This is a genomic window from Methylobacterium sp. J-030, from assembly GCF_022829545.1.
In the GTDB taxonomy this organism is placed as follows: Bacteria; Pseudomonadota; Alphaproteobacteria; order Rhizobiales; family Beijerinckiaceae; genus Methylobacterium.
In genome coordinates this window covers 108330-133483 of the sequence record NZ_JAKSYM010000369.1, presented here as the reverse complement: position 1 = coordinate 133483, position 25154 = coordinate 108330, and the positions used below count along the sequence as shown (strand labels likewise).

Sequence of the window (25154 nt, the reverse complement as noted above, 5' to 3'; positions counted from 1 at the left end):
CCTGCCCTGCGCCCTCGGCCGCGCCTTGGCAATGACGCGGCTGCAGCACGGCGGCGGCGCCGGGGGATCTCCGCCTGCGATCGGCACGGCCTCAGCCCGATGATCCGACGTAGCGGGCGAGATCGGGCTCCGCGGCGCGCCCGGTGAACAGCTTCGCGCTGAGGCGGCGCACCGCCGGCCGGCTCGCGATTCGCAGCGCGCCGTGCAGGAGGCGGATGCCGAGCCGGGTGCGCGGATTCATCAGCTTCGGCGCGATCGTCGGGACGCCCTGCCCCGCCTCGACGAACGGGCGCATGGCCCCCTCGTAATCCGCGAAGGCGGCCGCCACGTCGTCCGTGCGCGCCAGCGCGCCGGCCAGCACCGTGGCGCCGGTGATCGCCAGCGTCGTGCCGATGCCGGCGAGCGGCGTCGCGCACCACGCGGCATCGCCGGTCAGCACGACGCGCCCGGTCGACCACCGCTTCATCCGCACCTGCCGCAGGACGTCGAAGTAGAAGTCGTCGGTCGCCTCCAGGCCGGCGAGGACGCGCCCGGCCTGCCATCCGGCATCCGCGAACCGCGCGCGCAGATACGCCTTCTGACGGGCGGCGTCCCAATCCTGCTCCCCGCCCGGCGGCTGACGGAGCATCAGCATCGCGCGCGTGGTGCCGTGCCGGTCCGGCCGCAGCGAGAGGCCGCGCCCGCCCGTCGCGTTGAACCAGCGCCAGTCCCGGTCGTCGTCGGGCGTCCGGGGGATCGTGAAGTAGGCGATGGTCAGGCCCATCCAGCGCGGCGCGTTCTCCCCCGGGAAGACCCGCTCGCGGGTGGCCGAGCCCACGCCCTCGGCGACGATCACCGCGTCGTAGCGCTCCGTGCCGCCGCCGGCGAAGCCGACGCGCACGCCCTCCCCCGCCGCGTCGATGCGCGTCACGTGATCGCCGAAGCGATACTGCGCCCGCTCCCGGGCCGGCGCGTAGAGGAGGCCCGCGAGGTCGCCGCGCAGGATCTCCATCTCGGCGGTCGGCCCGTCGCCCGTGGACCCGTCGAGGCCGAACCGCGCGACGGCGCGGCCGCGGTCATCGACCCAGGCGGTGCCCTCCTCCCCGGTCCCGGCGTCGAGGGCGGCCCGCTCCAGGCCCATGCGGCGCAGCGCCTCGCGCCCGACGCCGCGGACATCGACGTTCTGCCCGCCGTCCCGGAACGCGGGGGCCCGCTCGACCACGGTGACGTCGAAGCCGTGGCGGCCGAGCCACCACGCGGCGGTGTTGCCGGCGATGCTCGCGCCGGTGATCAGGATGCGGCGGGCCATGCGGGACTCCCCTTCGGCTGACGCAACACCGGCCAGCGGAAGGGGTTTCCTCCGTCGCGGACGCAGCGCGGCGCCCCGCCTGGGGGGGCCTCAGGCCGGCAGGATATGGAGCATCCCGCCGAGCACCCCCAGCAGGCACATCCCCATCAGTCCGGCGCCGATGATGAGCCGCATCCGCGACGGCCTGTCCGAGGGCGCGCCGTCATCGTCCCGGACCGCGTCGTCCATCATCGGCCGGCGCCCGCCCCGGCCGGCCGGTGGGGCCTGATGAGGCCCGCGCCCCCGGCCCGCGCCGCGAGTTCGCACCGCAGGTCGTCGCGCTGGACGTCGATCAGGTCGGGCAGGATGTCGTGGCCCTCGGCATTCCTGGCCGCGATGAGGCGGATGCCGGACGCGTCGATGGCGAATTCGACCTGCACCTCGCGCTCGGCGAAGGGGTCGTGCGGATCGAGGCAGCTATGCGTGAACATCGGAACCTGTGGCGGGCCGGTCGCGCCGGCGAGGGGCCTGCCCTAGGTGGATGGCATGACGGGCGGATGACCTCAGGTGGTGACGGTCGCGCGTGTCCTGGCAGCCCGGCGCCCCACGCAGGACAGCCCCACGCAGGACGGCCGCGGGCGATCCGGATGAGCGGGGCGCGGTCCCGCGCCGACGGGCCGGGCCAGCCGGTCAGACCAGCGCCAGGGCGACGCCGCCGAGGGCGGTCAGGGCGACGACGCACCACGGCGGCACCCGGCCGACGGTGAGCAGCACGAAGGCCAGCACCGCCACCGCGAGGTCGCGCGGGTTGCCGACCGCCCCGGTCCAGACGGGGTCGTAGAGCGCGGCGCCGAGGAGGCCGACCACCGCCGCATTGGTGCCCCGCAGGGCGGCCTGGGCCAGCGGACGGGTCCGGACGGCGTCCCAGTAGGGCAGCATGCCGTAGACCAGCAGCAGCCCCGGCAGGAAGATCGCGACCAGCGCGATGGCCGCGCCGGCGATCCCGTGGGGGGGCGGCCCGGCGACGGCCCCGAGATAGGCCGCGACCGTGAACAGCGGGCCGGGCACGGCCTGGGCGGCCCCGTAGCCCGCCAGGAAGGCGCCGGGGCCGACCCAGCCCGGGGCGACCACCTCGGCCTGCAGCAGCGGCAGCACCACGTGGCCGCCGCCGAACACCAGGGCTCCGGCGCGGTAGAACGCCTCGAACAGCGCTAGGGCCTGGGCGTGCGGGCCGGCCAGCAGGTGCGGGGCGACGAGGAGCAGGGCGGCGGCGACCAGGGCCGCCGCGCCGGCCCGCCGGGAGACCGGGACGGCGCGCGGTACCTCCGGCCGCTGCGCCGGCGCGCGGCACAGCCGGAGGCCGGCGACGGCGCCCAGGGCGATGGCTCCGAGCTGCCCGACCGACCCAGCGGCGAACGCGGTGACGAACAGCGCCGCCACCGCGATGCCGGCGCGCGGCCGGTCCGGCGCCAGCGTGCGGGCCATGCCCCAGACCGCCTGCGCCACCACCGCGACGGCGACCAGCTTGAGCCCGTGGATCGCCCCCGCGGCCACCGGGCCGGTCAGGGTGCCGGCGCCGTACGCGAAGGCCAGGAGCAGCAGGGCCGAGGGCAGCGTGAAGGCCGTCCAGGCGGCGAGCCCGCCGAGGAGGCCGCCGCCGCGCAGGACGCCGAGCGAGAACCCGACCTGGCTGGAGGCCGGCCCGGGCAGGAACTGGCAGAGCGCCACGAGGTCGGCATAGCCGCGCTCGTCCAGCCACCGGCGCCGGACGACCAGCTCGTCGCGGAAATAGCCGAGATGCGCCACCGGGCCGCCGAACGCGGTCAGGCCGAGCTTGAGGAAGGCGCGGAACACCTCCCCCGCGGAGCCGGTCGGGGCCGCATCGGCAGGCCGCGCCTCGGCGGTCGCGGGGGCATCGGTCATCTGTGGTCTCGATCCGTCGTGGCGCGCATCCGACAAGGGCGCGAGGCCGGCCCCGAAGGCAACCCCACGGTCCCTCTCCCCGCGCGCGGGGCTGCCGGATTCACACATCTCCCGCGGAGAGGCGATGAACGGCGCCGCTTCTCCCCCTCCCCCGCAGAGGGGGGAGGGAGGGCGCGTGGGGGATCTGGGCCGCCAGACCTGTCGACCTGACGATGATCCCAAACCCGATGTGTGAATCCGGCAGGCGCGCGGGGCGAGGGAGGCGTCGCGCGCCGTCATCAGCTCTGTGCCGCAACCCCCTTGTCGTCCGCCCCTCAGGCGCGCCTGAGGGGAGAGGCAGAGCGCCGCGTTCCCGGAGGGTTCGGTCCCGGACCGGGAATTTTGAACCCGGGAGCCCGTGCGGGAGAGGAGATTCGCTGCGATCTGACCGTCGGTCCGCTCCGGCCCTTGTGCACGAAGCTTGCCTTGTCCGACCCTGTCGCCGAGGCACCGAGTCCGGATGCCGGCAGGGGATCATGGGCATGGACAGTGCGGGATCGCGATCGAAGGGCCGCCCCGGTGAGCGGCTGGCCCGCCTGGCCGCTCGTCTGGCGGCTCTTCTGGCGTCGCTGGCGCCCGGGCTTCTCGCGCCCGCCCCGGCCCGGGCCGCCGAAAGATCGGTCACCGTCGCCCATCAGGACATGGTGGTGCCGTTCCGGGCCCTGATGGCCTCGGGGGCCATCGAGAAGGCCACCGGCTACACGGTGACGTGGCGCAAGTTCGGCGGCGGCGGCGACGTGATCCGCGCCATGGCGTCGGGCAACGTCCAGATCGGCGAGGCGGGATCGAGCCCGATCGCCGCGGCGGCCTCGCAGGGGCTCGACATCGAACTGTTCTGGATCCTCGACGAGATCGCCGATGCCGAGCAGCTCGTCGCGCGCAACGGCAGCGGCGTCAGGAGCGTCGCCGACCTGCGCGGCCGGACGGTCGCGGTGCCGTACGTCTCGACCTCCCACTACCAGTTGATCGCGGCCCTCGAAGAAGCCGGGCTGAGCCAGAAGGACGTGACCATCCTCAACATGCGCCCGCCCGAGATCGCCGCCGCCTGGGAGCGCGGCGACATCGACGCGACCTTCATCTGGGATCCGGTGCTGGCCCGGGTGAAGAAATCCGGGACGGTGCTGCTCTCGGCGGGCGACCTCGCCCGCAAGGGCAAGGCGACCTTCGACGGCCTCGTGGTCGACCGGGCCTGGGCGGCGCGGAACCGGGATTTCCTGGTCACCCTGGTGAAGCTGATCGCCGCCGGGGACGCCGCCTACGCGGCCGAGCCCTGGTCCGCCGGCGCGCCCGAGGTGAATGCGGTGGCCAGGATCACCGGCGCGGACCCCGCGGAGGTGCCGGCGAGCCTGGCGGCCTACCGCTTCCCGACCCTCGACGCGCAGGCCTCCCCGGCCTGGCTCGGCGGCGGGGCCGCCAAGGCCCTGACCGAGACCGCGGCGTTCCTGAAGGCGCAAGGGCGCGTCCAGGCCCTGGCGCCGGATTACGGCCGGTTCGTCACCGGGGATTACGTGGCGGCGGCGCGGAAATAGGCGCGGGGTCCGGAGAGAGGCATGATCGAGATCCGCAACCTCAGCGTCCGGTACGGAGCGGGCGAGTCCGGCATCGCCGCCCTCGCGCAGGTGAATCTCACGATCCGCCCGGGGGAGTTCGTGGTGGCGCTCGGCGCCTCGGGCTGCGGCAAGACCACCCTGCTCTCGGCGATCGCGGGCTTCCTCGAACCGACCGAGGGCCGCATCCTGCTCGATGGGGCGCCGATCCGGGGGCCGGGGGCCGACCGGGGCGTGGTGTTCCAGCGCCACGCCCTGATGCCCTGGCTGGACGTGGCCGAGAACGTCGCCTTCGGCCCCAAGATGCGCGGCGTCCCGCGCGCCGAGCGGCGCCGGATCGCCCTGGAGATGCTGGACCTCGTGGGTCTTTCCGCCTTCGCCGACCGGAAGATCTACGAGCTGTCCGGCGGCATGCAGCAGCGGGTCGGCCTCGCCCGGGCGCTGGCCGGCGACCCGCGCGCCCTGCTGATGGACGAGCCGCTCGGGGCGCTCGACGCCCTCACCCGCGAGCAGATCCAGGAGCTGATCCTCCAGGTCTGGCACCGGACCGGCAAGATGGCGTTCTTCATCACGCACGACGTCGAGGAGGCGGTCTTCCTCGCCACCACGCTCCTGATCATGAGCCCGCGCCCGGGCCGGATCGTCGAGTCGATCGACCTGCCGTTCTCGCGCGCGGTCGTGGCCGGGCGGGCGGCGCGGGCGGTCAAGTCGGATCCCGCCTTCATCGCCGTGCGCGAGCGCGTGCTCGGGCGCATCCGCGACCGGACCGACCATCTCCGGACGGATCCGGCCCTCGGAGGCCCCCGGTGAGCGGCCGGCCCCTCGACGCCGCGGCGGCCTCCGAGGCGCCGCCGCCCGCCCGCCCCCCGCGCCGTGCCCGCCGCGACGGGGCGCTGGTGCCGGTCGTCAGCACCGCCACCGTGCTGGCCTGCCTCGGCCTCTGGGCAGCGGCGACCGATGGCGGCTGGATCAGGCCGCTGTTCCTCCCCGCGCCGGAGGCGGTCCTGGCGGCCCTCGGGCAGGCCTGGGACGGCGCCATCGACGGCGCGCCCCTCGCCCTCCACGTCCGCGACAGCCTGCTGCGGGTGCTCGGCGCCTTCGCCCTCGCGACGCTGCTCGGCATCCCGGCCGGGCTGGCCATGGGGACGAGCCGGATCGCCCGCGGCATCCTCGACCCGCTGATCGAGTTCTACCGGCCGCTGCCGCCGCTCGCCTACCTGCCGCTGATGATCATCTGGTTCGGCATCGGCGAAGCGTCGAAGGTGCTGCTGATCGTCCTCGCCTGCTTCGCCCCGGTGGCGCTGGCGACGCGCGCGGGCGTGCGCGCGGCCTCCGCCGACCAGATCAACGCGGCCCGCGCCCTGGGCGCCAGCCGCTGGCAGGTGCTGCGCTACGTCGTGTTCCCGGCGGCGCTGCCCGATATCCTGATCGGCCTGCGGATCGGCATGGGCGTGGGCTGGACCACCCTGGTCGCCGCCGAGATGGTGGCGGCCCAGGCCGGGCTCGGCCAGCTCGTCCTCAACGCCTCCAACTTCCTGCGCACCGACGTGGTGGTGATGGGGATCCTGCTGATCGGCCTGTTCGCCGCCCTGTTCGAGTTCGGCCTGCGCCGGCTCGAGCGCGCGCTGGTGCCCTGGAAGGGCAAGGGCTGAGCCCGACGGCCGCGCCGCCGTCCGGAAATCCGGGTCTGTGTGCGAAATGTCGCATTCATCCGGCAGTCAGGACGATAGTGTTGAACTAGGCCCGAGTTGCTGGAAACACTTTGTTACAGCAGCGATGCCTTCGAGTTAGCGCCAATGATCGACAGAGCGTGGCACAGTCCAATATCGAGATTGTTCCGCCGGGCCCGGAACTGGTACGAGCGTTTGCCCGTGTCGACCGCTTTCTCCTTTCAGGCCTGTTTTCTGCTTGTCTGGACCATGATTATCACGGCCGTCGCCTACAGCCTGGTTGACCTGATGCCGATGTGATGGTGCGGCGCAATATTGGTTCTGCTTGCTAAGCTTCGAGGGATCGGTCTACGTAAGCAGACCGTATCGGCAGTCCGGTGGGCCGCATGCTTTATATCTTGATCGCGGCCCTGGGTGTTGCCGGCGCCCGCCAGTTCTCCTGGGTCGGCGTGTTCGCCATCAGCACGATCCTGGCCGTCGCCCTGGGCGTGGAAGGCGCGCTGCACGATCGGACCCTGCTGAAGGTGCTGCACCGCGACTGGGAAGTCATCGTCACCTTCCAATCCGCCTATGTCGCCCACATCGCGTGGGACGCGTACGGCCCCCGCCTGATGGCCCGGTTCGGCCGGTAACGGGCCGGTCGCGGTCAGGCTCGGCCGACGAGCTGCAGGCCGGCCCGCTGCGGCGCAGGGACTGGCGCCGGGGCGGCGGCGATGCGGGTCTGGTTGCGGCCGCCCTCCTTGGCCGCGTAGAGGGCGCCGTCGGCGAGGCGATACAGGTCCGGCGCCGCAGCAGCGCCGCCGCCCGGCCCCGTGCAGGCGAGCCCGATGCTGACCGTGACGGCCCCCGCGCCGATCCCCGCGGCGGGAACCGACAGACCGGCGATCTCGGCATGGACCCGGTCGGCGATGCGCCCGGCGCCGGCGACGTCGGTCTCCGGCAAGAGGATCGCGAATTCCTCGCCGCCGATGCGGCTGACGAGATCCTGCGGCCGGTGCACGCTCGCGGCGAGGCGGCGGGCGAGCGCCTTCAGGATCGCGTCGCCCACCGGGTGCCCGTACCGGTCGTTGTAGCGCTTGAAGTGGTCCGCATCGACGATCAGCAGCGCCAGCGGCCGTCCGTCGCGCCGGGCGGTCTCGCTCGCCTGGGCGAAGGTCTCCTCGAACCAGCGGCGGTTGGGCAGGCCGGTCAGGGCGTCGGTGCGCGACAGGGCGGCCAGCGCCTCCTGCACCGCCTCCCGGCGCCGCAGCTCCCGCCCGAACAGGAGCGAGAGCGCGACCGTGAGGCCGCACAGCACCAGCGTGATGCCGCCGATGGTGACGGCCTTGGCGAACCACGCCGCCTCCACGTCCCGGGTCGACAGGGCGACGTTCAGGATCAACGGAAGGCTGCCGATCTGCGTGAAGGTGTAGAAGCGCTTGGCCCCGTCGCGCGCGGAGGTGCTGACGAAGCTGCCCTGCCGCTCGCGCACGAAGCGGCGGAAGGTCGGGGCCTGCGCGATGTTCGCCCCGATATCGGCGTCCACGTAGGGGGAGCGCATGAGGCGGGTGCCGTCCGCGCCGTACAGGTTGATCGCGCCGCCGGGACCGAGGTCGATCTCGTGGAACAGGTGCATGAAGTAGGATAGCTTCACGCTGCCCAGGGCCACGCCGCCGAAGCTCCCGTCGGGCTTGTTGATGCGCCGGCTGAACGGCAGCATCCGCTCCCCGGTCAGCCGCGAGACGATCGGGTTGCCGACATAGAGGCCCAGCCCGTCGCGGGCCTGATGGACCTTGAAGTATTCGCGGTCCGCGTAGTTGCCCCCCCGCGGCGGCACCGTGCCGAGGTCGTCGGTGACGTCGCCGTGCGCGTCGATCACCAGCATCACGCCCATGTCGCGGGCGGTCGCGGCGCGGTCGAACAGGATGAGCTGGCGCATCCGGGGATCGGCCTGCGCGAGGCCGGGCGCCGCGAGGTTCTCCACGACGGCCTGGAGCGAGAGGTCGTAGATCTCGAAATTGCGCGCGATGTCGCGGTCGAGGACCTGCAGGAGGTTCCTGGAGGTCTGCTCGGCCCGGTCCCAGGCATCCCGGCGCAGGTCGGCCAGCATCAGGCCGGACACCGCGACCATGCCGACCGGGGCCAGGACGCCCAGCGCGATCCACGTCCGGGACGACCGAAGCCACGCATGGAGGCGGGGCAATCGAACCATCGGTCTATCCACGCCAACTCGCCAATTGATACCAGTAGACCCCGATCTATGACCGAAACGTTACCCGCACGCCTCTGCGCGGGTCCGTCCGGGAGACGACGCCCTGCGGGGAACGATCACGCTCGCGGGCCGGGCCTGCGGTCCTGCCGGCCCGATCCGCAAGTATCCACACGCGATCGGCGGGCGCGCAATTCTGTGCGGATACCTGGCCGTGCTGCGATGGACTAGGATGCTCTGAACCGGAGCGCGAGATCGGCATGTCGAACGAGGATGCCTTCGCCCAGGAGATCGCGGCGCTGCTGATCGCCGACATCAAGACGTCGGGGGCGCGCAGCCGGGCCGAGCTCGAGGAGGCCTGCCGGGTCTCGCTCCGGAGCCTGCTGGGCGAGGCCGAGGTGCCGCAGCAGATCGCCGTCCTGATGCCGATCGGCCTCGACCGCTGGCCGCGGGTGGTGGTGAAGGGACGGCGCCTGCCGGACGTCTGAGCGCCCGCTCGACCCGGGATCCCGGGTTTCCAAAGGGCTTCAGCCCTTGGGCGGGTGCTCGGGGCCGGAGGGGTTCACCAGGCCTCTGCGTCGGCGCGGAACACGCCGTCAGCGCCCGATCACGCCCGTCCCGACATGGGGGCCGATGGCGTTCGGGCCGGTGGTCGGGGCCGGCGTCGCGGCCTGGTTCCGCTGGGCGTCCATGCGGAGCATGTCGGACTGGGTGGTCTGTTCCTGCCGCAGGCCGCGCATCTGGCTGCTCGATTCCATCGACTGGTTGGCGGCGTTGGGATTGTCCTGCTGGACCTGGGCCAGGGCCGGGGTGGCGACGGATGCCGACAGAAAGAGGCCGGCGAGGATGAGGCTGCGCATGGTGGTGCTTCCGGTGAAGGGTCTCCCCCGGGCCTGACCGATCACGGGGCCACCGGGTTCCGGGGGGCGACGCGATGGCCCATCGCGCCGGATCCCTCCGGCGCGCGGCATGGTTGACCGATCCCTCCCGGGCGGCCGGCCTCTTTACGCGTTGTTAACGGCTCCCGGAGGAGTCTGCCGGCGACGCGGGGAGTGGCTCGGGATGCGTGTTCTGACGGAGGCGGACGAGCAGGCGGTCGAGCGGCTGACGCTCCAGCTGCTCCACGACGCGTATTGCGACCTCGCGGCCGTGCTCCGCGGCGCGCAGCCCCAGGCCGCCGCCGCGATCCTCGGCGTGATGGAGCAGCGGGTGACCGACGTGCTCAGCCGGATCTGCCAGCAGGGGCTGGAGGGCCCGGCCTCGGTGGCGATCGCGATCGCGGTGGGCGAGCGGATCGGCGCGATCATGGACCAGGCCCACGGCCGCGACGCGCGCGCCGCCCTGGCGGCCTGACGCTGAGACCAGCTTGCGAGGATCCTCGACCGAGGGTCGGGATCATCGCGCCCGGCGGACGACCGCCGCCGCGCCCTCGCGCGGGCGAACCGCGATGCGTCCGGCTCACCGCGGTTCGGTCTCAGCCCTGTGCGAAAACCTCCGGATCGGTGCGCGCCAGCATCCGCTTGAACGCGGCCCATTCGTTGTCGGGCGCCCCCTGGAGTACGACGCGGTCGTAGCCGGCGGCGTATTGCCCGGCGGTCTTGGTGGCGACGGCGGAAGAGGGCCGGATCACCGGCGCGCCCGCGGCCTGGATGGCGAGCTGCGCCCGGCACGAGCGCTCCATGTTGTGCATCAGCCGGAACGCCTCGCCGACGGTGCGCCCGCAGGTCAGCAGCCCGTGGTTGCGCAGGACCATGACGGGCTTGTCGCCGAGATCGGCCACGAGGCGCTGGCGCTCGTCGAGGTCGAGGGCGATGCCCTCATAGGCGTGGTAGGCGAGCCGGCCGGTGAACTGCATCGACCACTGGTTCAGGGGCAGGAGCCCCTCCTCCTGGCAGGAGACCGCGACGCCCGCCACCGTGTGGGTGTGGAGCACGCAGACCGCGTCGTGGCGGGCGGCGTGGATGGCGCTGTGGATCGTGAACCCGGCCGGGTTGATGCCGAGCCCCATCGGATCCTCGATCACCCGCCCGTCGATATCGACGGTGACGAGGTTTTGGGGGGTGACCTCCTCGAAGCGCATCCCGTAGGGGTTGATGAGGAACCGGTGCCCGCCCCCCGGCAGCCGCGCCGAGATGTGGGTGTAGATGCTGTCGTCGAGCCCCAGCCGGTGGATCAGCCGGTAGGCGGCCGCGAGATCGACCCGCATGGTTTGGGTTTCGGCGGCGAGGTCGGGGTTTTCATGGTCGTTCGAGACGAGGGCGGGTGAGGCTGCGTTCATGCGACGGCTCCCTGTGGCGCTTGGGATCGCGGGGCGACGCGGGCGGTCCCGGAACAGCCGCACGGTGCACCATGGTGGGGCAGTCGGCAATGCGGTAGTTCAGACTCAAATAACCGATCTGCCAAAATACAATATTTAGCTTTATTTCTATGCCGGCGCTGGGCTCAAACCTAGCTGCATCAGCAAGATAGCAATCCAAACGTTCTGACGAGCCGCTGAATTATCAGTCCGTACAAAAACTCCGGAACTTGTGTGAGCGAGCCTAAGCGCAGGCATAATTATCATTTAGGTTATATAGATACATTTCCAGCAGCATTATTCAGTGTCGGTATATGCATCAAGAACCTGATGGCATTTATTAATCGCTTCTTCGGGCGCGATATTGAGAAACATTGCTGCTGAGTCAGAAGAAATTTTCTTTCTCTGTAAAGCGAGCGCAACAATCCACGCGAATTTGCCCCTGCGTGATAATGGCGTCGACTTAGCAGGAAACCAATCTAATGTGAAATTTTCTCTACCAATCCAGTCGTCTGAAGGAAACGGGAGTTCATAAGCTGAAACTTGATCAGTTTTCCGCCGAGTAACATTTTGGATATGTCGCTTGGCTGCTGATGCACTGATACCATAAACGCGCATGAGTTTGGATATGGCAGTCAAAATAGATGATGAGTCTTCCACTATCTTTTCGACAGCGATAGGTGGCGCAAGGAATGCGACAGCGAAGGCATTTGCCCGCTCCTCAACAGGATCTTTGAATCTACGAAAATCGAAACTATCAATCCTATTGTAGTGATCTACCTTAAGTTGATTTAAGCGTTGATCTGGATCCCAGAGTAAATGTCCAAGCTCATGGCACAAAGTCATGCGTCTAATCCAAACGTGACTGTTTGCACCCTCCTCATTGATGACAATGCCACGACATTCACCGTTCGCTAGCGTGGCGCCGGCGAAGCGAGATGAAAACTTCTGCTGGATTAGAGAAATGTCGAGCTTTGTATCTACGATATGGCGAAGCTTTTCGATTGGTTCGTCAGCAGATATGCCAAGTTTCTCGCGAGTGATCGCTGCAAGTCTAAAGCCTTGTTTCCAGGCCGGATGGCTGTAATTGTTGTCTTTTTGAAATACTGGAACGTTTCGTTCATTGCTAAAACTATTCAGTTTCTTGGCAAGGGCATCCTGCCGTGAGATCACCCATGCAGCTTCTGAGAAATTCATGACAGAAGTCGGGGTAAAATTGAAATGTTCTGTGTCATCACTAAGCGTTCTCAAGCGGACAGCGAGATTTTTATCCGAATGCCCACCTCGGACCATTCCAAGAGAACGCTCATCAATGGAAAGTAACTGACAAATTTTTTCCAAGTCTCTTATTTTGGAAAGTTCCCCGGCGATTTCAGCTTTTGCAATTACTTGAAGTGGTAAATTTAGATGACGAGCAACCTGCTGTTGATCGAGATTCAAATCAGTTCTACGCTTACGAATGGTTATGGCTGGCTCATCAATGGTTTGAACCAGTGTTGTCGCCCCCTCGCGCGCAATATTCAATAGTATTTCCCAGCCAAAAGTGCTCAATGCTTCAGGCGCTGCTATTTTGCGGCCCTTGGCGCGCTCGTTGTCGAACGTAATTTGGACTTGACTGCGCACGAAGACCCGATCCGAGGTGGCTGCTCGGTCTTCAGGAATCATGCCTTGCGATGCCGGCCCAAAAACAGCTTGGAGGTCGTCTTCGCTGTATCCGTGACTGTTCAGGCTACCCATGTCGGCCGCGTCCCTTGGAAAGGCAGCGCCACGCCAGCCTCATCATCATAGCCCATCGCCCATACTGAATAACCCGAACCAGTAAATGATTTAGCCACTGCTGTCATCTCTGTCGATGAGCGTGGACCATATCGACGTGATCGGCCGTTGAGAATTATTGTATTGTCGTTGACAACAATCATTTCTCCACCGCAAAATGCAGCTTTCCCACCGGTTATATTAGTATGTTTTATTACGCCGGTTTCCAAAGATAAGCCAAAGGCACATCGTTCTTTCGCGTGAAGTACCTCGTCTTGGGCGACGACCCAAAGCCGTCTTTCGTCAAGAAAATCTTTAGTCGCTTGCGGATAATCTGAAGGTTCTGTTTGGCAATTGCAGGCATGATTGCCGTCTGACCAGACGCATAGTCCCTCTGCTGATGACATTGGCCGAAGCTCGTCATCGTTAGCTATCGCCTCGGCCGGTGGCAGACGGGCAGGGCCGAATTGTGCACGGAAAGCGTCAAAGGCCATTTTTGTGGCGCTCACAATCCCTCCTACCTAAACCTAGGGTTCACTAATCAGGTTTTCACGCGAGGGAAAGACTTTGATTAATTTGGAGCGGTTTTTTGCCGCAAGGTGGGGTCTGGAGGCGACAGTGCCATTCGTTGATGCACACGCGGTTGGATGTATCAGTGCCAGTACCAGCGGTGTCTGCGGTAACGCCTTATGCCTCTGGCTGCTTCGTCGCTGAGGAGATGCGGGTACTTAGCAGCCCCCGGCCGCGCTGTAGGCTCTATAAGAAGCCGGTGGCTTGTGCGTCCGAAACCACAAGCGGATGAGGCGCCAAATTTCTCGACGCGTCTTGACAAAATTCCTAATCCATGCTCCAAGTCTCTCACCCCGCCGCGACGCGTCGTGAGACGCTTCGGGGCGTCGGTCCGGTCAGCCGCCGGGCCGGCGGCGGTGGGGCGGTGCCCGCGTCTGCCGTCGGCTGCGGCAGCCCCGGGCGCGGGAGCTCGACACCCCCCGGCTCGGGCTGGGCGGCGGCCGGCGGAGGAAATGCCCCGGTCGTTCACCAGAGATGGGCGACCCTGTCCTGGGCGGTGCGGAGGTCTACGGCGCCCTCCACGACGAGAGGGCGTGCGACGAAGGCTCGCTCGGAAGACATCGGGGTGCCGCAGGGCAACCCGGAGGACTTAGCGTAGGTTCGGGCCCCCCGCGTGACGGACACCGGATGCAGGATCGGACGCAGGGGTCGAGACCGGCCCACGCGTCCGCGGGACGCCGGGAAGCCGGCATTCGCAACGTTGTGTTCGGGCTTCGCGGCGTCCCGCGTCACCCCGGCGGCGTGAGGGTTTGGCCATGCCCCCGGCGGCGCAGCGCGCGGGGCCGCGAAGGTGTACCCGGATTTGGCATTCTCTCCTCCCCTGGCGATCCCGGGCCTGACCGGGATCGCTCAAGCGTGCGGGGAGGCGTTGGAGGTGGGGGTGGTGCAGGATGGGGCGACACGGTGCCTCCTGCACCACCCCTGACCCCTCCCCGCAGGGGGGAGCGGAAAAGTGCTGGTTTCCTAAGCCTTTGGCGCCCGGCAGCGAGGGGGGTCCAATCCGGCGTGGTCCCGGCCCCCTACCCCGCCAGCGCCGCCTCGATGCCGGCGCCGAGCGCCAGCAGGCGGCGGTCCTGTCCGTGGCGGGCGAGGAGCATCAGCCCCGCCGGCCGGGCGAGATCCGGCATCGGCAACGACAGGCCGGTGAGGTCGAAAAAGTTGCCGAAGGCGGTGTTGCGCAGCATCAGCCGGTTCGCCGCCAGGAAGGCCGCGTCGTCGGCCTCCAGCGGGGCGGTGAGCGGCGCCGTCGCGGCGGTCGCCGGCAGCGCCAGCAGGTTGAGGGGCGCGAGCCGAACGTCGAGGGCCGCGACCAGCGCGGTCCGGCGGCGCAGCGTCCGGATGTAGCGCGTCGCCGGGGCCGCCCGGCCGGCCAGGATCCGGCGGTGGACCCGCGGGTCGTAGCGGTCGGCCTGCGCGTCGAGCCAGTCGGCGTGGATCGCGGCGGCCTCGATCGCCGCCAGCGACCCGTCCGGCAGGGCCGCGTCCATGGCGGCCAGGAGATCGTCGATCGGGTGGTCGATCACCCGGGCCCCCGCCGCCGAGAGCCGCGCCAGCGCCCGCTCGAACGCCTCGGCGACCAGGGGCTCGGTCTCGGTGAACAGCAGGCCCCGGGGCACGCCGATCCGCAGGCCTGCGACCGGGAGGGCGTCGAGCGGCGCGGGCTCCTCGCCCGCCATCACGGCGTCGGCGGCGGCGCAGTCCGCCACGCTCCGGGCGAGCGGCCCGAGGGAATCGAGGGCGTAGGAGAGCGGGAAGGCGCCGGCCAGGGGCACCCGCCGGGCGGTCGGCTTGAACCCGACCACGCCGTTGAGCGAGGCCGGGATCCGCACCGAGCCGCCGGTGTCGGAGCCGATCGAGACGTCGCTCGTCCCCTGCCCCACCGAGACCCCGGCCCCGGCGGACGAGCCCCCGGGGATGCGGGCCGGATCGGCGGCGTTGCCGGGGGTGCCGTAATGCGGGTTGAGCCCGAGGCCGGAGAAGGCGAATTCCGACATGTTGGTCTTGCCCAGGATCACCGCCCCGGCCCGGCGCAGGCGGGCGACCACCGGGGCGTCGGCCGCGGCCGGGGGCGCCCCCGCCAGCAGGACCGAGCCGGCCGTGGTGGTCTCGCCCGCCACGTCGAACAGGTCCTTGATCGAGACGATCGCGCCGTCGAGCGGCCCGAGGGAGAGCCCGTCCCGGCGGCGGGCATCGGCGGCGTCCGCCGCCGCCCGGGCCGCCTCCGGGTAGAGGCGGGTGAACACCGCCGGGTCCCCCGCCCCGATCCGCGCCAGGCGCGCCTCGACGGTGTCGCGTACGCTCATGGTCCTCACCGCGTGTTGCTCCGAACGGCGCGCGTTCTGGTTTCGAAAGGCCGAGACCTTTCGCGGGTCCAGGGCGGAGCCCTGGAGACTACCTCAGGGCCGAGAATCTCAGGGCTCCGCCCTGAGCATCCGCCCAAGGGCTCGCCCCTGGGAAACCCGGGATCCCGGGGCGGCTCAGAGCGTGCCGGGATAGGCGCCGCCGTCCATCAGCAGGTTCTGGCCGGTGATGAAGCCGGCGTGCTGGCTGCACAGGAAGGCGCAGGCCGCCCCGAACTCGTCGGGGGTGCCGAAGCGGCCCGCGGGGTTCTCCCGGGCGCGGGCTTCGAGGAAGGCGTCCACGCTGAGGCCGGCCTTGGCGGCGAGCGCCCCGGCATTGCCGCGGATCCGGTCGGTGTCGAACGGGCCGGGCAGCAGGTTGTTGATCGTCACCCCGTGCCGCACCGTCTGCCGGGCGAGGCCCGCCACGAAGCCGGTCAGCCCCCCGCGGGCGCCGTTCGACAGGCCGAGATGCGGGATCGGCGCCTTCACCGACCCGGAGGTGATGTTGACGATCCGGCCGAATGTGCGGTCGATCATCCCGTCGACGGTCGCCTGGATGAGCGCGATCGGCGCCAGCATGTTGGCGTCGAGCGCCCGGATCCAGGCGTCCCGGTCCCACGCGCGGAAGTCGCCCGGGGGCGGGCCGCCCGCGTTGGTGACCAGGATGTCGGGCTCCGGGCAGGCGGCCAGCGCTGCGGCGCGGCCGGCCTCGGTGGCGATGTCGCCCGCGACCGTGGTGACGGTGGCGCCGGTCGCCCGGCGGATCTCCTCCGCGGTCCGCTCCAGCGTCTCCGCATTGCGGGCGGTGATCGTCACCGCCACGCCCTCCCGGGCGAGCGCCAGGGCGCAGCCGCGGCCCAGCCCCTTGCTCGCCGCGCAGACGAGCGCCCGGCGCCCGCTCAAGCCGAGATCCATGTACGGCCTCCCAGAACCGGCCCCCGCCACGGGGGCTGCCGGACCGTCATAGCCCGGCGCGGGCCGCCGCCGGAACCCGTCCCGCGCTCAGGCGCAGACGCGCAGCCCCGACCGTTCGGCCTCCTGGCGGGCGAGGCTCAGGACGCGGCGGCGCGCCTGGCCGTCGCCGATCGCCAGCCAGTGGCGCACCAGGGCCACGAGTTCCAGGGCCAGGAGGTCGCCGGCCTCCGCGACCGGTGCCGCGCCCGGGGAGTCCGTGTCCGGGTCCGCCTCGGTGAGGAAGGCCTCGACCGGCAGATCGAGTTCCCGGGCGAGCCGCTCGAGCATGGCGCTCCGGCTCCCCGGCAGGTTGGCCGACCGATGTGCCGAGCCGCGCTTCCGCGCGCTTCCGGCGGGCAGCGGCTGAGCCGGAGCCACGAGCGTGAACTGGGTCATCCCTCGAAACCGGCAGCGGCCCCGGAGGGTTTCGCGCCTCCGCGGCGGGGTCGCGGCAGGGTGAAGACTCTCTTAACGGCTCCGCCCGCGCCACCACGTCTGCGGGGCGCGCGGGCTCGGCGGGTCGGGGCGCGTTTCCTGCTCCGGCGCGACCCATCCGGCCCACAGCAGGGCCACCACCCCCGTGAGGAGCGGAAGCGCCGTGCTGAGGACGATGCTGAGCGTCACGGCGACCCTGCCGGAGGATGTCGAACGGATCCGGGAACCCTGCCGCGACGGGCGTATGCACCGGCTTAAGGCGGTCGCTCGCATTGCGTCGGCCGGGCCACGCGGCGCGGGAAAACGCCCGCTCGCACCGTCCGTCCCCCGCCCCGGGCGGTCGGCTTCATCGGACTGTTACAGAGCCGGATTACCGGCGGCCACCGCGGCTGGTGCGGAGGAGGTTCGGATGACGGCGCGTTACTGCATCGATCCGCTCGATCCCCGTGCCGAGGCGCAGGTGCTCGTCACCTACCGGGAGGGGCGGCCATTGCCCGCGCTCACCACCGTCCTCGACCGCCAGGGCCGCGACCTGCTGCCGGACCTGTCCGAGGCCTGCATCCGGATCCTTCAGCTCGAGATCGCGGTGTATTACGGCCCCGGCGATCCGTTCGCCTGGGCGCTGCACGCCGTCGACGTCGTGGCCGCCCCGGCGCTGGCCTAGGGCGCCCTCCGCCGAAGCGGACACCGGTTCGGCTCAAGAGCGCGCATCACGACACAGGCTGAGAGCCTTGCCTTGGCAGGCCAACGCGTCGTCCGCTCGGGTCCTCGGTCGGTCGCAGGGTTTCTTCGCAAAACCGGCGGCCACCTTTGCGAAACCTGCTTGAGTTTCGGCCCGGCGGGTTCAGGCCAGGGCCGGTTCCTGGGTGAGGGCGCCGAACTCGCTGACCATGCATTCGTGCATGCGCCGCAGCCACGCCCGCGCCTCGGCGGTCTGGGCCTCCGCCCGCTCGATCCGCTCGGCCGCCGCGCGGACCTGATCCTCGGCGCGCTCCGCCCGGGCCACCGCCTCGCGCAGCAGGGATTCGGCGTGCAGCGCCCGATCCTCGGCGGCGCGCGCGGCCGATTCCGCCTCCCGCACGGAGCGCTGGGCCTCCCGCATCGAATCCCGGGCCCGCGTCTGAAGGGTGCGCACCCGGGTCGCGAGGCCGCGCACCGCGGTCAGGGAGGCCGACCAGTCGTCGGGCTCCGGAGCCGCGGCCGGCGCAGGACCCGCGAACAACGCCACGACCCGGTCGATCGGGTCGCCCCGATGGTCGGGGGTATCCGCGCGTGCCGCGAACGCCGCGCCGGCGGACCCGCTCACGCCGCGGCCTGATCGGTCATGTCGGAGAATTCGGCGAGGATCGCCTCCTGAACGCGCCCGAGCCATTCCTCGGCGTGCCGCGCCCGCTCCTCGGCGGCGCGGGCGCGGGCCTCGGAGGCCTTGACGCGTTCCTCGGCGGCGATGACCTGCGCCTCGGCGCGGGCCTGGACGTCCCGGGCCTGCATCTCCGCGATGCGGGCCCGCTCGTTGGAGGCGTTGATGTCCTCCCGGACCCGCTCCAGCACGTGCTCGATCCGCTCTTCCCGCTCCCGGGCCTGCGCCTCGACCACGCGCGCCTGACGGGCGGCGGTCTGGACCCGGTGGATCAGCGCGTCCCAATCCTGCGGCGGCGCGTTCGGCGCGGGGAGTTCGGCCGGCTCCTGCATCGAGGAGACGACCCGGAGGACGTTGCCGATGCCGGCTTCGGGCACGGCACCGAGTTCCTGCTTGATCCTCTCCGCGGGCCGGAAGCGCGGGTCGTTCAGAAGCCTCTGCAGCTCGCTCACGGACCTTCTGCTCCCTACGGCCGGACTCTGATCCAACTAAACTGGTAAAAATGGTTAACGGACGGTTAAAACAGCGCCGATCCTGCAGGAATGCGGGCGCGTGCACGATCCTCGCGGGCTTTCGCGGGCCCCGCGCGCTCGTCTCCGGAAGATGTTGTTCCTCGACGGCCGGAGGTCGATCACGATCTCCGCGCTCCGTGTCGATCAGGCCGTTGAGCGCGCCGCACGCCCCGTCGCTCACGGCGCGGTCGTGCGCGCCCGCGGCGCGTGTGCGTTCTCGATGGGGCCGTAGGGCCATTCCAGTCCCGGCTGGTCCCTGATCTCAGACCTTTCTGCCGCCGGCCCCGACGCCCGTCAGCGCCAGCGCTCCTTCATGCAGGCCAGGAGATAGACGGTGCGCATGCAGCGCTCCTTCTCGTCCTGCGAATGGGCGTTGCCCATGCAGGCATCCATCCCGGAGGTGAGCAACAGGCGGTCGATGTCGTTCTTGGATTCGCAGGTGAAGATCGGCTGGAAGCCTTCGAACCGGCTGACCTGCCAGAAGATCGCGACGAACAGGACCAGGCAGAAGGCGCAGACCAGGATCCGGCTGTCGTAGAACCAGTGCCTGCGTTCGGCGGTCATGGCGGCGCTACGAACCTTCGGCTGCGGTCCGCGGAACCCGCATCAGGTTCGACGAACCGGAGACCACCGCGCCGCAATCGGCTTGACCGTCCGGCGAGTGGTGGAGACGACAGGGATCGAACCTGTGACCTTTCCCATGTCAAGGGAATGCACTACCGCTGTGCTACGTCTCCTCATCGACCGCGATCAGGTTCGCCGAACCTGGACGCCATCGAACTAGCCCAGACACCTCGGCGACCTATGAAGAGAGCCCCCGACCCTGTCAAGGCAGGGCTCCCCCGCTGAGCGACGCGCCCGGGCCGGAGCCGTGCGGGCTCCGGTGGGCGGGGCCTATAGCCCCTGCCCGGCCGGGGCGCAAGCGGAACCTGTTTCCCGAGGGGCCCGCGCACGGCCGGTCCGGGCGAGGTGCACGGGCCCGGCAAAATGCGCTATGGGCCTGCCGCCCGGCCTCCGGCCGCGCCGCAGGGCGCCGGCCCGCCGCCCCATGCTTCGAGACATGCGCTGCATCATCGACCACGATCCGGGTGATTCGACCCGCGACCCCGGATCCGCGGGCACGCGGAGCGTCGCCCCCGCAGCCGGCGAGGGCCGGCGCTGATGGCGTCCGTTCCCGGGACGGCGATGTCCGACCGACATCTTCCGCCGGCGCAGGTCACCGGATTCGGTCGCGGCCCGCGCCCCCTGCCGGCGCGGGCGGCGGCGGACGGCTTGCGCGTGGGCCTGCCGGGGCTCGCGGGCCGCTGGGTCGAGATCGTCCTGGCGAACGATCCGGCCGAGGGTCGCGACACCGTCCCGGATATCAGCTTCGTCGGGGCCGACGGGCGCCCGGGCTCGCTCCTGCCGCAGGAGGCGCGGGGCGGCGGCGCCTTCGCGTGGGTCGGCCGCCTGCCTGAGGACGCGAGCGAACTCCGCGTCGCCGACCCGTCCGGCCGGGCGCCGGCCCGGCTGCGCCGGATCGCCCTGCGCCCCCTCGCCCGGCCGGTCCTGGCCGGGCGCGGCCTCCTGCGCGAGCCGGGCCTGACCGTGCAGGCCCTGTACTGGCGCGTCCTCGGCAAGAAGGTCCGGGCCCGGGGCTTCCTCGGCCGGGCCCTGCGCCATCGGCGGGTGAGCGGCTACGAGGCGTGGCTCGGCACCCACACCCTGCGCCGGCCCGAGCGGGACGGGATCGCCGCCGAGATCGCCGCCTGGGCCGACCCACCCCTGATCTCCGTGCTGATGCCGGTTCACGACCCCGACCCGAAGGTGCTCAGGGCCGCCCTCGCCTCGCTCGGCGCGCAGCTCTACCCCCATTGGGAACTCTGCGTCGTCGACGACGCCTCCACCCGGCCCGCGATCCCGCGGATCCTGGCGAAGGCGGCCAAGGCCGATCCGCGCATCCGCGTGCTGACCCGGCCCGAAAACGGCCACATCGCCCGGGCGACCAACGACGCGCTGGGCCTCGCCCGGGGCGTCGCCTGCGCCTTCATGGACCACGACGACGCGCTGACCGTGGACGCGCTCTACGAGGTCGCCCGGGCTTTGCGCCGCGACCCCGACCTCGTGCTGATCTACAGCGACGAGGACAAGATCGATGGGCGCGGCCGCCGCTTCGACCCGCATTTCAAGGCGGGCTTCGACCGGGAGCTGCTCTACGCGCAGAACTACATCAACCATCTCACGGTGGTGCGGACCGAATCCTTACGCGCCCTCGGCGGCCTGCGCCCGGGCTTCGAGGGCAGCCAGGACCACGATCTGCTGCTCCGGCTGACCGCCGGCCTCGATCCCGCCCGCATCCGCCACATCCCGCGGGTGCTCTATCACTGGCGCGCCGGGCAGGGCTCCGGCACCTTCTCGGACCGGGCGCTCGCCCGGGCGGAGGCCGCGCGCCTGCGCGCCCTGGAGGAGGTCGTCGCCCCCTGGGGCGGGCGGGCCGAGGCCGGCCCCAACGGCTTCAACCGCCTGATCCGGCCCCTGCCGGAGCCGCCGCCCCGGGTCTCGGCGATCATCCCGACCCGGGACCGCGCCGAGATCCTGTCGGTGACCCTCGACGGGTTGCTGACCGCGACCGACTACCCCGACATCGAGGTCGTCATCCTCGACAACGACAGCCGCGAGCCCGCGACCGCCGCCCTGTTCGCCCGCTACCGGGACGATCCGCGGGTCCGCGTCATGCCGGTGCCGGGGGCCTTCAATTTCTCCGATCTCTCCAACCGGGGGGCGGCGGCGGCCACCGGGCCGATCCTCCTGTTCCTCAACAACGACATCGAGGTGCTGGAGCCGGGCTGGCTCACCGAGTTGGTCCGCCACGCGGTCCGGCCGGAGATCGGCGCCGTCGGGGCCAAACTCCTCTATCCGGACCGGACCATCCAGCACGGCGGCATCGTGCTGGGGATCGGCGGCGTCGCCGGCCACGGCCATCTCGGCGTGCCGGACGCAGACCCGGGTTACTTCTGCCGCATGGTGATCGCCCACGAGGTCTCGGCGGTGACGGGTGCGTGCCTCGCCATGCGGGCCGACGTCTTCGCCGAGGTCGGCGGCTTCGACGCGACCGCCCTGAAGGTCGCGTTCAACGACGTGGACCTCTGCCTGAAGATCCGCCGGGCCGGCTACCGGATCGTCTGGACGCCGTTTGCCAAGCTGATCCACCACGAGTCGAAGAGCCGCGGGGCCGAGGACACCCCCGAGAAGCAGAAGCGCTTCGAGGGCGAGGTGCTGACCATGCTCGACCGCTGGGGTCCGGAGCTGCGCGCCGACCCGTATTACAACATCAACCTGTCACGGAATTCCGCGCACTACCGCGTCTGACCGTCTGGGCCGACTCGACGGATCGCGCGCGGTGCCATGCATGCGTCAGTGGGTGAACTTGCGTCCGGAGCCGGTTGCGATACCTCTGGACATGCCGCAAGAGGCGGTTCCGGCCAAGGCGCCTCGACTGGCGCGCGGCGAGGGCGACAACCAGAGATGAGCGCGAACACCCCGACGGTCACAGGCCTCGAGCGCGATGCCCAACAGGCGATGGGGGACCACAAGGTCCATCCCAACGAGATCGCCATCGGCGTGGTGATCGGGCGCGCTTCCGAATACTTCGACTTCTTCGTCTTCGGCATCGCCTGCGTGCTGGTCTTCCCGAAGGTGTTCTTCCCCTTCGTCGATCCGCTCAAAGGCACGCTCTACGCCTTCGCGATCTTCGCCCTCGCCTTCATCGCCCGGCCGATCGGCACCGTGATCTTCATGGCGATCGACCGGCGCCACGGCCGCAGCGTCAAGCTGACGACCGCCCTGTTCCTGCTCGGCGGATCGACCGCGGCGGTGAGCTTCCTGCCGCGCTACGACAGCATCGGCATCACGGCGGTCTACCTCCTGGCCGGCCTGCGGGTGCTGCAGGGCCTGGCGCTGGGCGGCGCCTGGGACGGTCTCGCCTCGCTGCTCGCCATGAACGCCCCCCGGGAGCGGCGCGGCTGGTACGCGATGATCCCGCAGCTCGGTGCGCCGCTCGGCTTCATGGTGGCGAGCGCCCTGTTCGCGTTCTTCATCGTCAACCTCGACGAGGCGGACTTCATCGATTGGGGCTGGCGCTTCCCGTTCTACTGCGCCTTCACCATCAACGTGGTCGCCCTGTTCGCCCGGCTGCGCCTCGTCGCCACCGACGAGTTCGCCCGGATGATGGACCTCGACCGGCTGCGCCCGGTCCCGGCGCTGGAGCTGTTCCGCCACCACGCGGGCGACGTGATCCGCGGCGCCTTCGTGCCGCTGGCCGCCTTCGCGCTGTTCCACCTCGTGACGATCTTCCCGATCGCGTGGCTGGCGCTGACGCAGACCAACACCAGCCGCTCGCCGGGCGAGTTCCTGATCGTGCAGTTCTCGGGCGCCATCGTGTGCGCCGGCGCGGTCGCCGCCTCCGGGCTGATCGCCGACCAGATCGGCCGCCGCAATTCCCTGATCATGAGTGCGTCGCTGATCGCCTTCTTCGCCCTCGGCAGCATCGTCGCGCCGCTCCTGTTCGGCGAGAGCGCGATCGGCCAGACCATCTACGTCACGATCGGCTTCATGCTGCTCGGGCTCGCCTACGGGCAGACCGCGGGCGCCGTGACGGCGCGCCTCGGCAACCGCTACCGCTACACCGGTGCCGCGCTGACCTCCGACTTCGCGTGGCTGCTCGGGGCGGGCTTCGCCCCGCTCGTCGCGCTGTTCCTGTCGCAGCGCTACGGGCTGGCGATGATCGGGGTCTATCTCCTCTCCGGTGCCGTCTGCAGCCTCGTGGCCCTGTTCTTCGATCGCTCGGAACTGCGCCAGATGTAGCGGATGCGGCCCGCGGCGCAGGCCGCGCGGCCCTCCGATCGCGGACGGGAACGCCGCCTCGCGCGGCATGGCAGAAACGCCGCCTCGCGCGGCCTGGCAGAAGTGCCGCATTCGCGGCTTGGCAGAAACGCCGCATTCGCGGCCTTGGGAAGACGAGACGCGTGCTGTGATCGTGACGACCCATCGAACGGACAGGACCGGCACTGTGCGCGCCCGGGGGCGGCGCCTGCTGCCGCTCCTCGCCCTGCCGCTCCTGACGATGCTGGGCGGCTGCAACTTCGTGGTCCTGCATCCGGCGGGCTACGTGGCCGAGCAGCAGCGCAACCTCGTCCTGGCCGCCACCGGGCTGATGCTCCTGATCATCGTGCCGGTGATCGCCTTCACGCTGATCTTCGCGTGGCGCTACCGCGCCACCAACGAGAACGCGGTCTACGATCCCGAGTGGCACCACTCGACGCAGCTCGAGGTGCTGATCTGGACGGCGCCGCTGATGATCATCATCGCCCTGGGCGCCCTCACCTGGATCGGGACCCACACGCTCGATCCGTTCCGCCCCCTGAGCAAGATCGACACGAAGCGCGACGTTGCCGCCGGCACCGTGCCGCTGGAGGTCGAGGCGATCGCCATGGATTGGAAGTGGCTGTTCCTCTACCCGCAATACGGGATCGCCACGGTCAACGAGGTCGCCGCGCCGGTGGACCGGCCGATCCGCTTCAAGATCACCGCCACCGACGTGATGAACACGTTCTACGTGCCCACGCTCGCCGGCATGGTCTACGCGATGCCGGGCATGCAGACGCAGCTCCACGCGGTGATCAACCGCGAGGGCGCCTGGGAGGGCCGCTCGGCCCATTACAGCGGCGCCGGCTTCTCGAACATGTTCTTCAAGTTCCACGGCCTGACCAACGACGGCTTCGACCAGTGGGTCGCCAAGGCCAAGGCCTCGGGCGGAGACCTCAGCCAGGAGGCCTACCTGAAGCTCGAGGAGCCGAGCGAGGCCGAGCCGGCCCGCTACTACAAGTCCTACATGCAGGGCCTCTACGACCGGATCATCGGCATGTGCCCCCGGCCGGAGCAGATGTGCGTCGGCGAGATGATGAAGATCGACGCCCGGGGCGGCGCGTCCGGGGCGGAGGCCGCGGCCAACTACGACCGGCTGCAATACGACAACCGCATGGCCGATCGCGGCAACGAGGCCCCCGGCGCCACCGGGCCGGCCTCCGGTACCGGGCCGCACGGGCAGACGCAGCCTCAGGGCATGAGGCCCAGGCCGGATATGGGCAACCCGGATTCGCGGGGGAAGGGCGAGTCCGCGCTGCCGGGCCAGGACAAAGCGCAAGACGACAAGGGCCAAGGGGACAAGGGCCGGGAGGTCAAGGGGCCCGACAGCAAGGGCCAGAGCGAGGGCGGGCAGATCGCGCCCAAGCAGCTGAACGAATGAGACCGCTCGCCGT

At 70.2% G+C, this 25154-nt stretch carries 26 protein-coding genes and 1 tRNA gene; 10 read left to right on the top strand and 17 right to left on the bottom strand.

Annotated features, from left to right (window positions below; all coding sequences use genetic code 11):
- Window positions 1–91: 91 nt before the first annotated feature.
- The 4 genes from MKK75_RS29590 to chrA form a co-directional block, all read right to left on the bottom strand.
- Window positions 92–1288: an FAD-dependent monooxygenase gene (locus tag MKK75_RS29590; protein ID WP_244046056.1), complete on the bottom strand. Its 1197-nt coding sequence runs from the start codon at window positions 1286–1288 to the stop codon at window positions 92–94.
- 90 nt (window positions 1289–1378) lie between these two features.
- On the bottom strand, window positions 1379–1519 hold the full coding sequence (locus MKK75_RS29585; protein WP_244046055.1) for a hypothetical protein: 141 nt from the start codon (window positions 1517–1519) through the stop codon (window positions 1379–1381).
- On the bottom strand, window positions 1516–1758 hold the full coding sequence (locus MKK75_RS29580) for a hypothetical protein (protein WP_244046054.1): 243 nt from the start codon (window positions 1756–1758) through the stop codon (window positions 1516–1518). The genes MKK75_RS29585 and MKK75_RS29580 overlap by 4 nt, the downstream gene beginning before the upstream one ends.
- Window positions 1759–1957: 199 nt before the next feature.
- Entirely contained in the window at window positions 1958–3190 is a 1233-nt protein-coding gene (gene chrA, locus MKK75_RS29575; RefSeq protein ID WP_244046053.1) for a chromate efflux transporter, read from the bottom strand.
- 521 nt (window positions 3191–3711) lie between these two features.
- Between chrA and tauA the strand changes: the two genes are divergently transcribed.
- The 4 genes from tauA to MKK75_RS29555 all read left to right on the top strand — a co-directional run bounded on the left by tauA (window position 3712) and on the right by MKK75_RS29555 (window position 7078).
- The gene (gene tauA, locus MKK75_RS29570; RefSeq protein ID WP_244046052.1) at window positions 3712–4758 is read left to right on the top strand and encodes a taurine ABC transporter substrate-binding protein; all 1047 of its coding nucleotides are present in this window, start codon (window positions 3712–3714) and stop codon (window positions 4756–4758) included.
- Between the two features lie 21 nt (window positions 4759–4779).
- Window positions 4780–5586 carry a taurine ABC transporter ATP-binding protein gene (locus MKK75_RS29565; protein ID WP_244046051.1) on the top strand — a complete coding sequence of 269 codons (807 nt, stop codon included), beginning with the start codon at window positions 4780–4782 and terminating at the stop codon, window positions 5584–5586.
- Window positions 5583–6428 (top strand): ABC transporter permease subunit, encoded by an 846-nt coding sequence (locus tag MKK75_RS36220; protein WP_244046050.1) that lies wholly within the window; start codon window positions 5583–5585, stop codon window positions 6426–6428. The genes MKK75_RS29565 and MKK75_RS36220 overlap by 4 nt, the downstream gene beginning before the upstream one ends.
- Before the next feature lie 404 nt (window positions 6429–6832).
- Window positions 6833–7078 (top strand): hypothetical protein, encoded by a 246-nt coding sequence (locus tag MKK75_RS29555; protein WP_244046049.1) that lies wholly within the window; start codon window positions 6833–6835, stop codon window positions 7076–7078.
- A gap of 14 nt (window positions 7079–7092) precedes the next feature.
- On the opposite strand, the gene MKK75_RS29550 is transcribed toward MKK75_RS29555, so the two are convergent.
- Window positions 7093–8637, bottom strand: a complete 1545-nt coding sequence (locus tag MKK75_RS29550) for a sensor domain-containing diguanylate cyclase (protein ID WP_244046048.1) — start codon at window positions 8635–8637, stop codon at window positions 7093–7095.
- Window positions 8638–8894: 257 nt separating this feature from the next.
- Between MKK75_RS29550 and MKK75_RS29545 the strand changes: the two genes are divergently transcribed.
- A complete protein-coding gene (locus MKK75_RS29545) occupies window positions 8895–9122 on the top strand; it encodes a hypothetical protein (RefSeq protein WP_244046047.1) in 228 nt (75 codons plus the stop codon).
- A gap of 108 nt (window positions 9123–9230) precedes the next feature.
- Here the strand turns inward: MKK75_RS29545 and MKK75_RS29540 are convergent, their stop codons facing one another.
- Window positions 9231–9494: a hypothetical protein gene (locus MKK75_RS29540; RefSeq protein WP_244046046.1), complete on the bottom strand. Its 264-nt coding sequence runs from the start codon at window positions 9492–9494 to the stop codon at window positions 9231–9233.
- A gap of 202 nt (window positions 9495–9696) precedes the next feature.
- Here MKK75_RS29540 and MKK75_RS29535 point away from each other — a divergent pair, with 202 nt between their 5' ends.
- Window positions 9697–9987, top strand: a complete 291-nt coding sequence (locus tag MKK75_RS29535) for a hypothetical protein (RefSeq protein ID WP_244046045.1) — start codon at window positions 9697–9699, stop codon at window positions 9985–9987.
- 121 nt (window positions 9988–10108) lie between these two features.
- Here the strand turns inward: MKK75_RS29535 and MKK75_RS29530 are convergent, their stop codons facing one another.
- The 7 genes from MKK75_RS29530 to MKK75_RS29500 all read right to left on the bottom strand — a co-directional run bounded on the left by MKK75_RS29530 (window position 10109) and on the right by MKK75_RS29500 (window position 17175).
- On the bottom strand, window positions 10109–10912 hold the full coding sequence (locus tag MKK75_RS29530) for a class II aldolase/adducin family protein (RefSeq protein ID WP_244046044.1): 804 nt from the start codon (window positions 10910–10912) through the stop codon (window positions 10109–10111).
- 315 nt (window positions 10913–11227) lie between these two features.
- The gene (locus tag MKK75_RS29525; RefSeq protein WP_244046043.1) at window positions 11228–12667 is read right to left on the bottom strand and encodes an ImmA/IrrE family metallo-endopeptidase; all 1440 of its coding nucleotides are present in this window, start codon (window positions 12665–12667) and stop codon (window positions 11228–11230) included.
- A complete protein-coding gene (locus MKK75_RS29520) occupies window positions 12655–13194 on the bottom strand; it encodes a hypothetical protein (protein ID WP_244046042.1) in 540 nt (179 codons plus the stop codon). The genes MKK75_RS29525 and MKK75_RS29520 overlap by 13 nt, the downstream gene beginning before the upstream one ends.
- Before the next feature lie 1080 nt (window positions 13195–14274).
- Complete coding sequence (locus MKK75_RS29515) at window positions 14275–15558, bottom strand: amidase (protein ID WP_244046041.1); 1284 nt, start codon at window positions 15556–15558, stop codon at window positions 14275–14277.
- A gap of 174 nt (window positions 15559–15732) precedes the next feature.
- Window positions 15733–16512: an SDR family oxidoreductase gene (locus MKK75_RS29510; protein ID WP_244046040.1), complete on the bottom strand. Its 780-nt coding sequence runs from the start codon at window positions 16510–16512 to the stop codon at window positions 15733–15735.
- An 87-nt stretch (window positions 16513–16599) separates the two neighbouring features.
- The gene (locus tag MKK75_RS29505; protein ID WP_244046039.1) at window positions 16600–16947 is read right to left on the bottom strand and encodes a hypothetical protein; all 348 of its coding nucleotides are present in this window, start codon (window positions 16945–16947) and stop codon (window positions 16600–16602) included.
- A gap of 72 nt (window positions 16948–17019) precedes the next feature.
- Window positions 17020–17175, bottom strand: coding sequence for a hypothetical protein (locus tag MKK75_RS29500; RefSeq protein WP_244046038.1), 156 nt, complete (start codon window positions 17173–17175; stop codon window positions 17020–17022).
- 220 nt (window positions 17176–17395) lie between these two features.
- Here MKK75_RS29500 and MKK75_RS29495 point away from each other — a divergent pair, with 220 nt between their 5' ends.
- A complete protein-coding gene (locus tag MKK75_RS29495) occupies window positions 17396–17650 on the top strand; it encodes a hypothetical protein (protein WP_244046037.1) in 255 nt (84 codons plus the stop codon).
- Window positions 17651–17830: 180 nt separating this feature from the next.
- Here the strand turns inward: MKK75_RS29495 and MKK75_RS29490 are convergent, their stop codons facing one another.
- The 4 genes from MKK75_RS29490 to MKK75_RS29475 all read right to left on the bottom strand — a co-directional run bounded on the left by MKK75_RS29490 (window position 17831) and on the right by MKK75_RS29475 (window position 19595).
- The gene (locus MKK75_RS29490; RefSeq protein ID WP_244046036.1) at window positions 17831–18292 is read right to left on the bottom strand and encodes a hypothetical protein; all 462 of its coding nucleotides are present in this window, start codon (window positions 18290–18292) and stop codon (window positions 17831–17833) included.
- Window positions 18289–18798: a hypothetical protein gene (locus tag MKK75_RS29485; protein ID WP_244046035.1), complete on the bottom strand. Its 510-nt coding sequence runs from the start codon at window positions 18796–18798 to the stop codon at window positions 18289–18291. The genes MKK75_RS29490 and MKK75_RS29485 overlap by 4 nt, the downstream gene beginning before the upstream one ends.
- Window positions 18799–19152: 354 nt before the next feature.
- A complete protein-coding gene (locus MKK75_RS29480) occupies window positions 19153–19422 on the bottom strand; it encodes a hypothetical protein (protein WP_244046034.1) in 270 nt (89 codons plus the stop codon).
- A 98-nt stretch (window positions 19423–19520) separates the two neighbouring features.
- Window positions 19521–19595: transfer RNA gene (locus MKK75_RS29475), tRNA-Val, on the bottom strand.
- Window positions 19596–20043: 448 nt separating this feature from the next.
- Between MKK75_RS29475 and MKK75_RS29470 the strand changes: the two genes are divergently transcribed.
- The 3 genes from MKK75_RS29470 (at window position 20044) to cyoA (ending at window position 25141) form a co-directional block, all read left to right on the top strand.
- Window positions 20044–22206: a glycosyltransferase family 2 protein gene (locus MKK75_RS29470; protein WP_244046033.1), complete on the top strand. Its 2163-nt coding sequence runs from the start codon at window positions 20044–20046 to the stop codon at window positions 22204–22206.
- Window positions 22207–22362: 156 nt separating this feature from the next.
- Complete coding sequence (locus MKK75_RS29465; RefSeq protein WP_244046032.1) at window positions 22363–23700, top strand: MFS transporter; 1338 nt, start codon at window positions 22363–22365, stop codon at window positions 23698–23700.
- A 166-nt stretch (window positions 23701–23866) separates the two neighbouring features.
- Entirely contained in the window at window positions 23867–25141 is a 1275-nt protein-coding gene (gene cyoA / locus MKK75_RS29460; protein ID WP_409567624.1) for a ubiquinol oxidase subunit II, read from the top strand.
- The last annotated feature ends 13 nt before the right edge of the window (window positions 25142–25154 follow it).

Coding starts and splice junctions, on each gene's coding strand:
- MKK75_RS29590 (WP_244046056.1), bottom strand. CDS start 1,288: ATGGCCCGCCGCATCCTGATCACCGGCGCGAGCATCGCCGGCAACACC.
- MKK75_RS29585 (WP_244046055.1), bottom strand. CDS start 1,519: ATGATGGACGACGCGGTCCGGGACGATGACGGCGCGCCCTCGGACAGG.
- MKK75_RS29580 (WP_244046054.1), bottom strand. CDS start 1,758: ATGTTCACGCATAGCTGCCTCGATCCGCACGACCCCTTCGCCGAGCGC.
- chrA (WP_244046053.1), bottom strand. CDS start 3,190: ATGACCGATGCCCCCGCGACCGCCGAGGCGCGGCCTGCCGATGCGGCC.
- tauA (WP_244046052.1), top strand. CDS start 3,712: ATGGACAGTGCGGGATCGCGATCGAAGGGCCGCCCCGGTGAGCGGCTG.
- MKK75_RS29565 (WP_244046051.1), top strand. CDS start 4,780: ATGATCGAGATCCGCAACCTCAGCGTCCGGTACGGAGCGGGCGAGTCC.
- MKK75_RS29555 (WP_244046049.1), top strand. CDS start 6,833: ATGCTTTATATCTTGATCGCGGCCCTGGGTGTTGCCGGCGCCCGCCAG.
- MKK75_RS29550 (WP_244046048.1), bottom strand. CDS start 8,637: ATGGTTCGATTGCCCCGCCTCCATGCGTGGCTTCGGTCGTCCCGGACG.
- MKK75_RS29545 (WP_244046047.1), top strand. CDS start 8,895: ATGTCGAACGAGGATGCCTTCGCCCAGGAGATCGCGGCGCTGCTGATC.
- MKK75_RS29540 (WP_244046046.1), bottom strand. CDS start 9,494: ATGCGCAGCCTCATCCTCGCCGGCCTCTTTCTGTCGGCATCCGTCGCC.
- MKK75_RS29535 (WP_244046045.1), top strand. CDS start 9,697: ATGCGTGTTCTGACGGAGGCGGACGAGCAGGCGGTCGAGCGGCTGACG.
- MKK75_RS29530 (WP_244046044.1), bottom strand. CDS start 10,912: ATGAACGCAGCCTCACCCGCCCTCGTCTCGAACGACCATGAAAACCCC.
- MKK75_RS29525 (WP_244046043.1), bottom strand. CDS start 12,667: ATGGGTAGCCTGAACAGTCACGGATACAGCGAAGACGACCTCCAAGCT.
- MKK75_RS29515 (WP_244046041.1), bottom strand. CDS start 15,558: ATGAGCGTACGCGACACCGTCGAGGCGCGCCTGGCGCGGATCGGGGCG.
- MKK75_RS29510 (WP_244046040.1), bottom strand. CDS start 16,512: ATGGATCTCGGCTTGAGCGGGCGCCGGGCGCTCGTCTGCGCGGCGAGC.
- MKK75_RS29505 (WP_244046039.1), bottom strand. CDS start 16,947: ATGACCCAGTTCACGCTCGTGGCTCCGGCTCAGCCGCTGCCCGCCGGA.
- MKK75_RS29495 (WP_244046037.1), top strand. CDS start 17,396: ATGACGGCGCGTTACTGCATCGATCCGCTCGATCCCCGTGCCGAGGCG.
- MKK75_RS29480 (WP_244046034.1), bottom strand. CDS start 19,422: ATGACCGCCGAACGCAGGCACTGGTTCTACGACAGCCGGATCCTGGTC.
- MKK75_RS29470 (WP_244046033.1), top strand. CDS start 20,044: ATGTCCGACCGACATCTTCCGCCGGCGCAGGTCACCGGATTCGGTCGC.
- MKK75_RS29465 (WP_244046032.1), top strand. CDS start 22,363: ATGAGCGCGAACACCCCGACGGTCACAGGCCTCGAGCGCGATGCCCAA.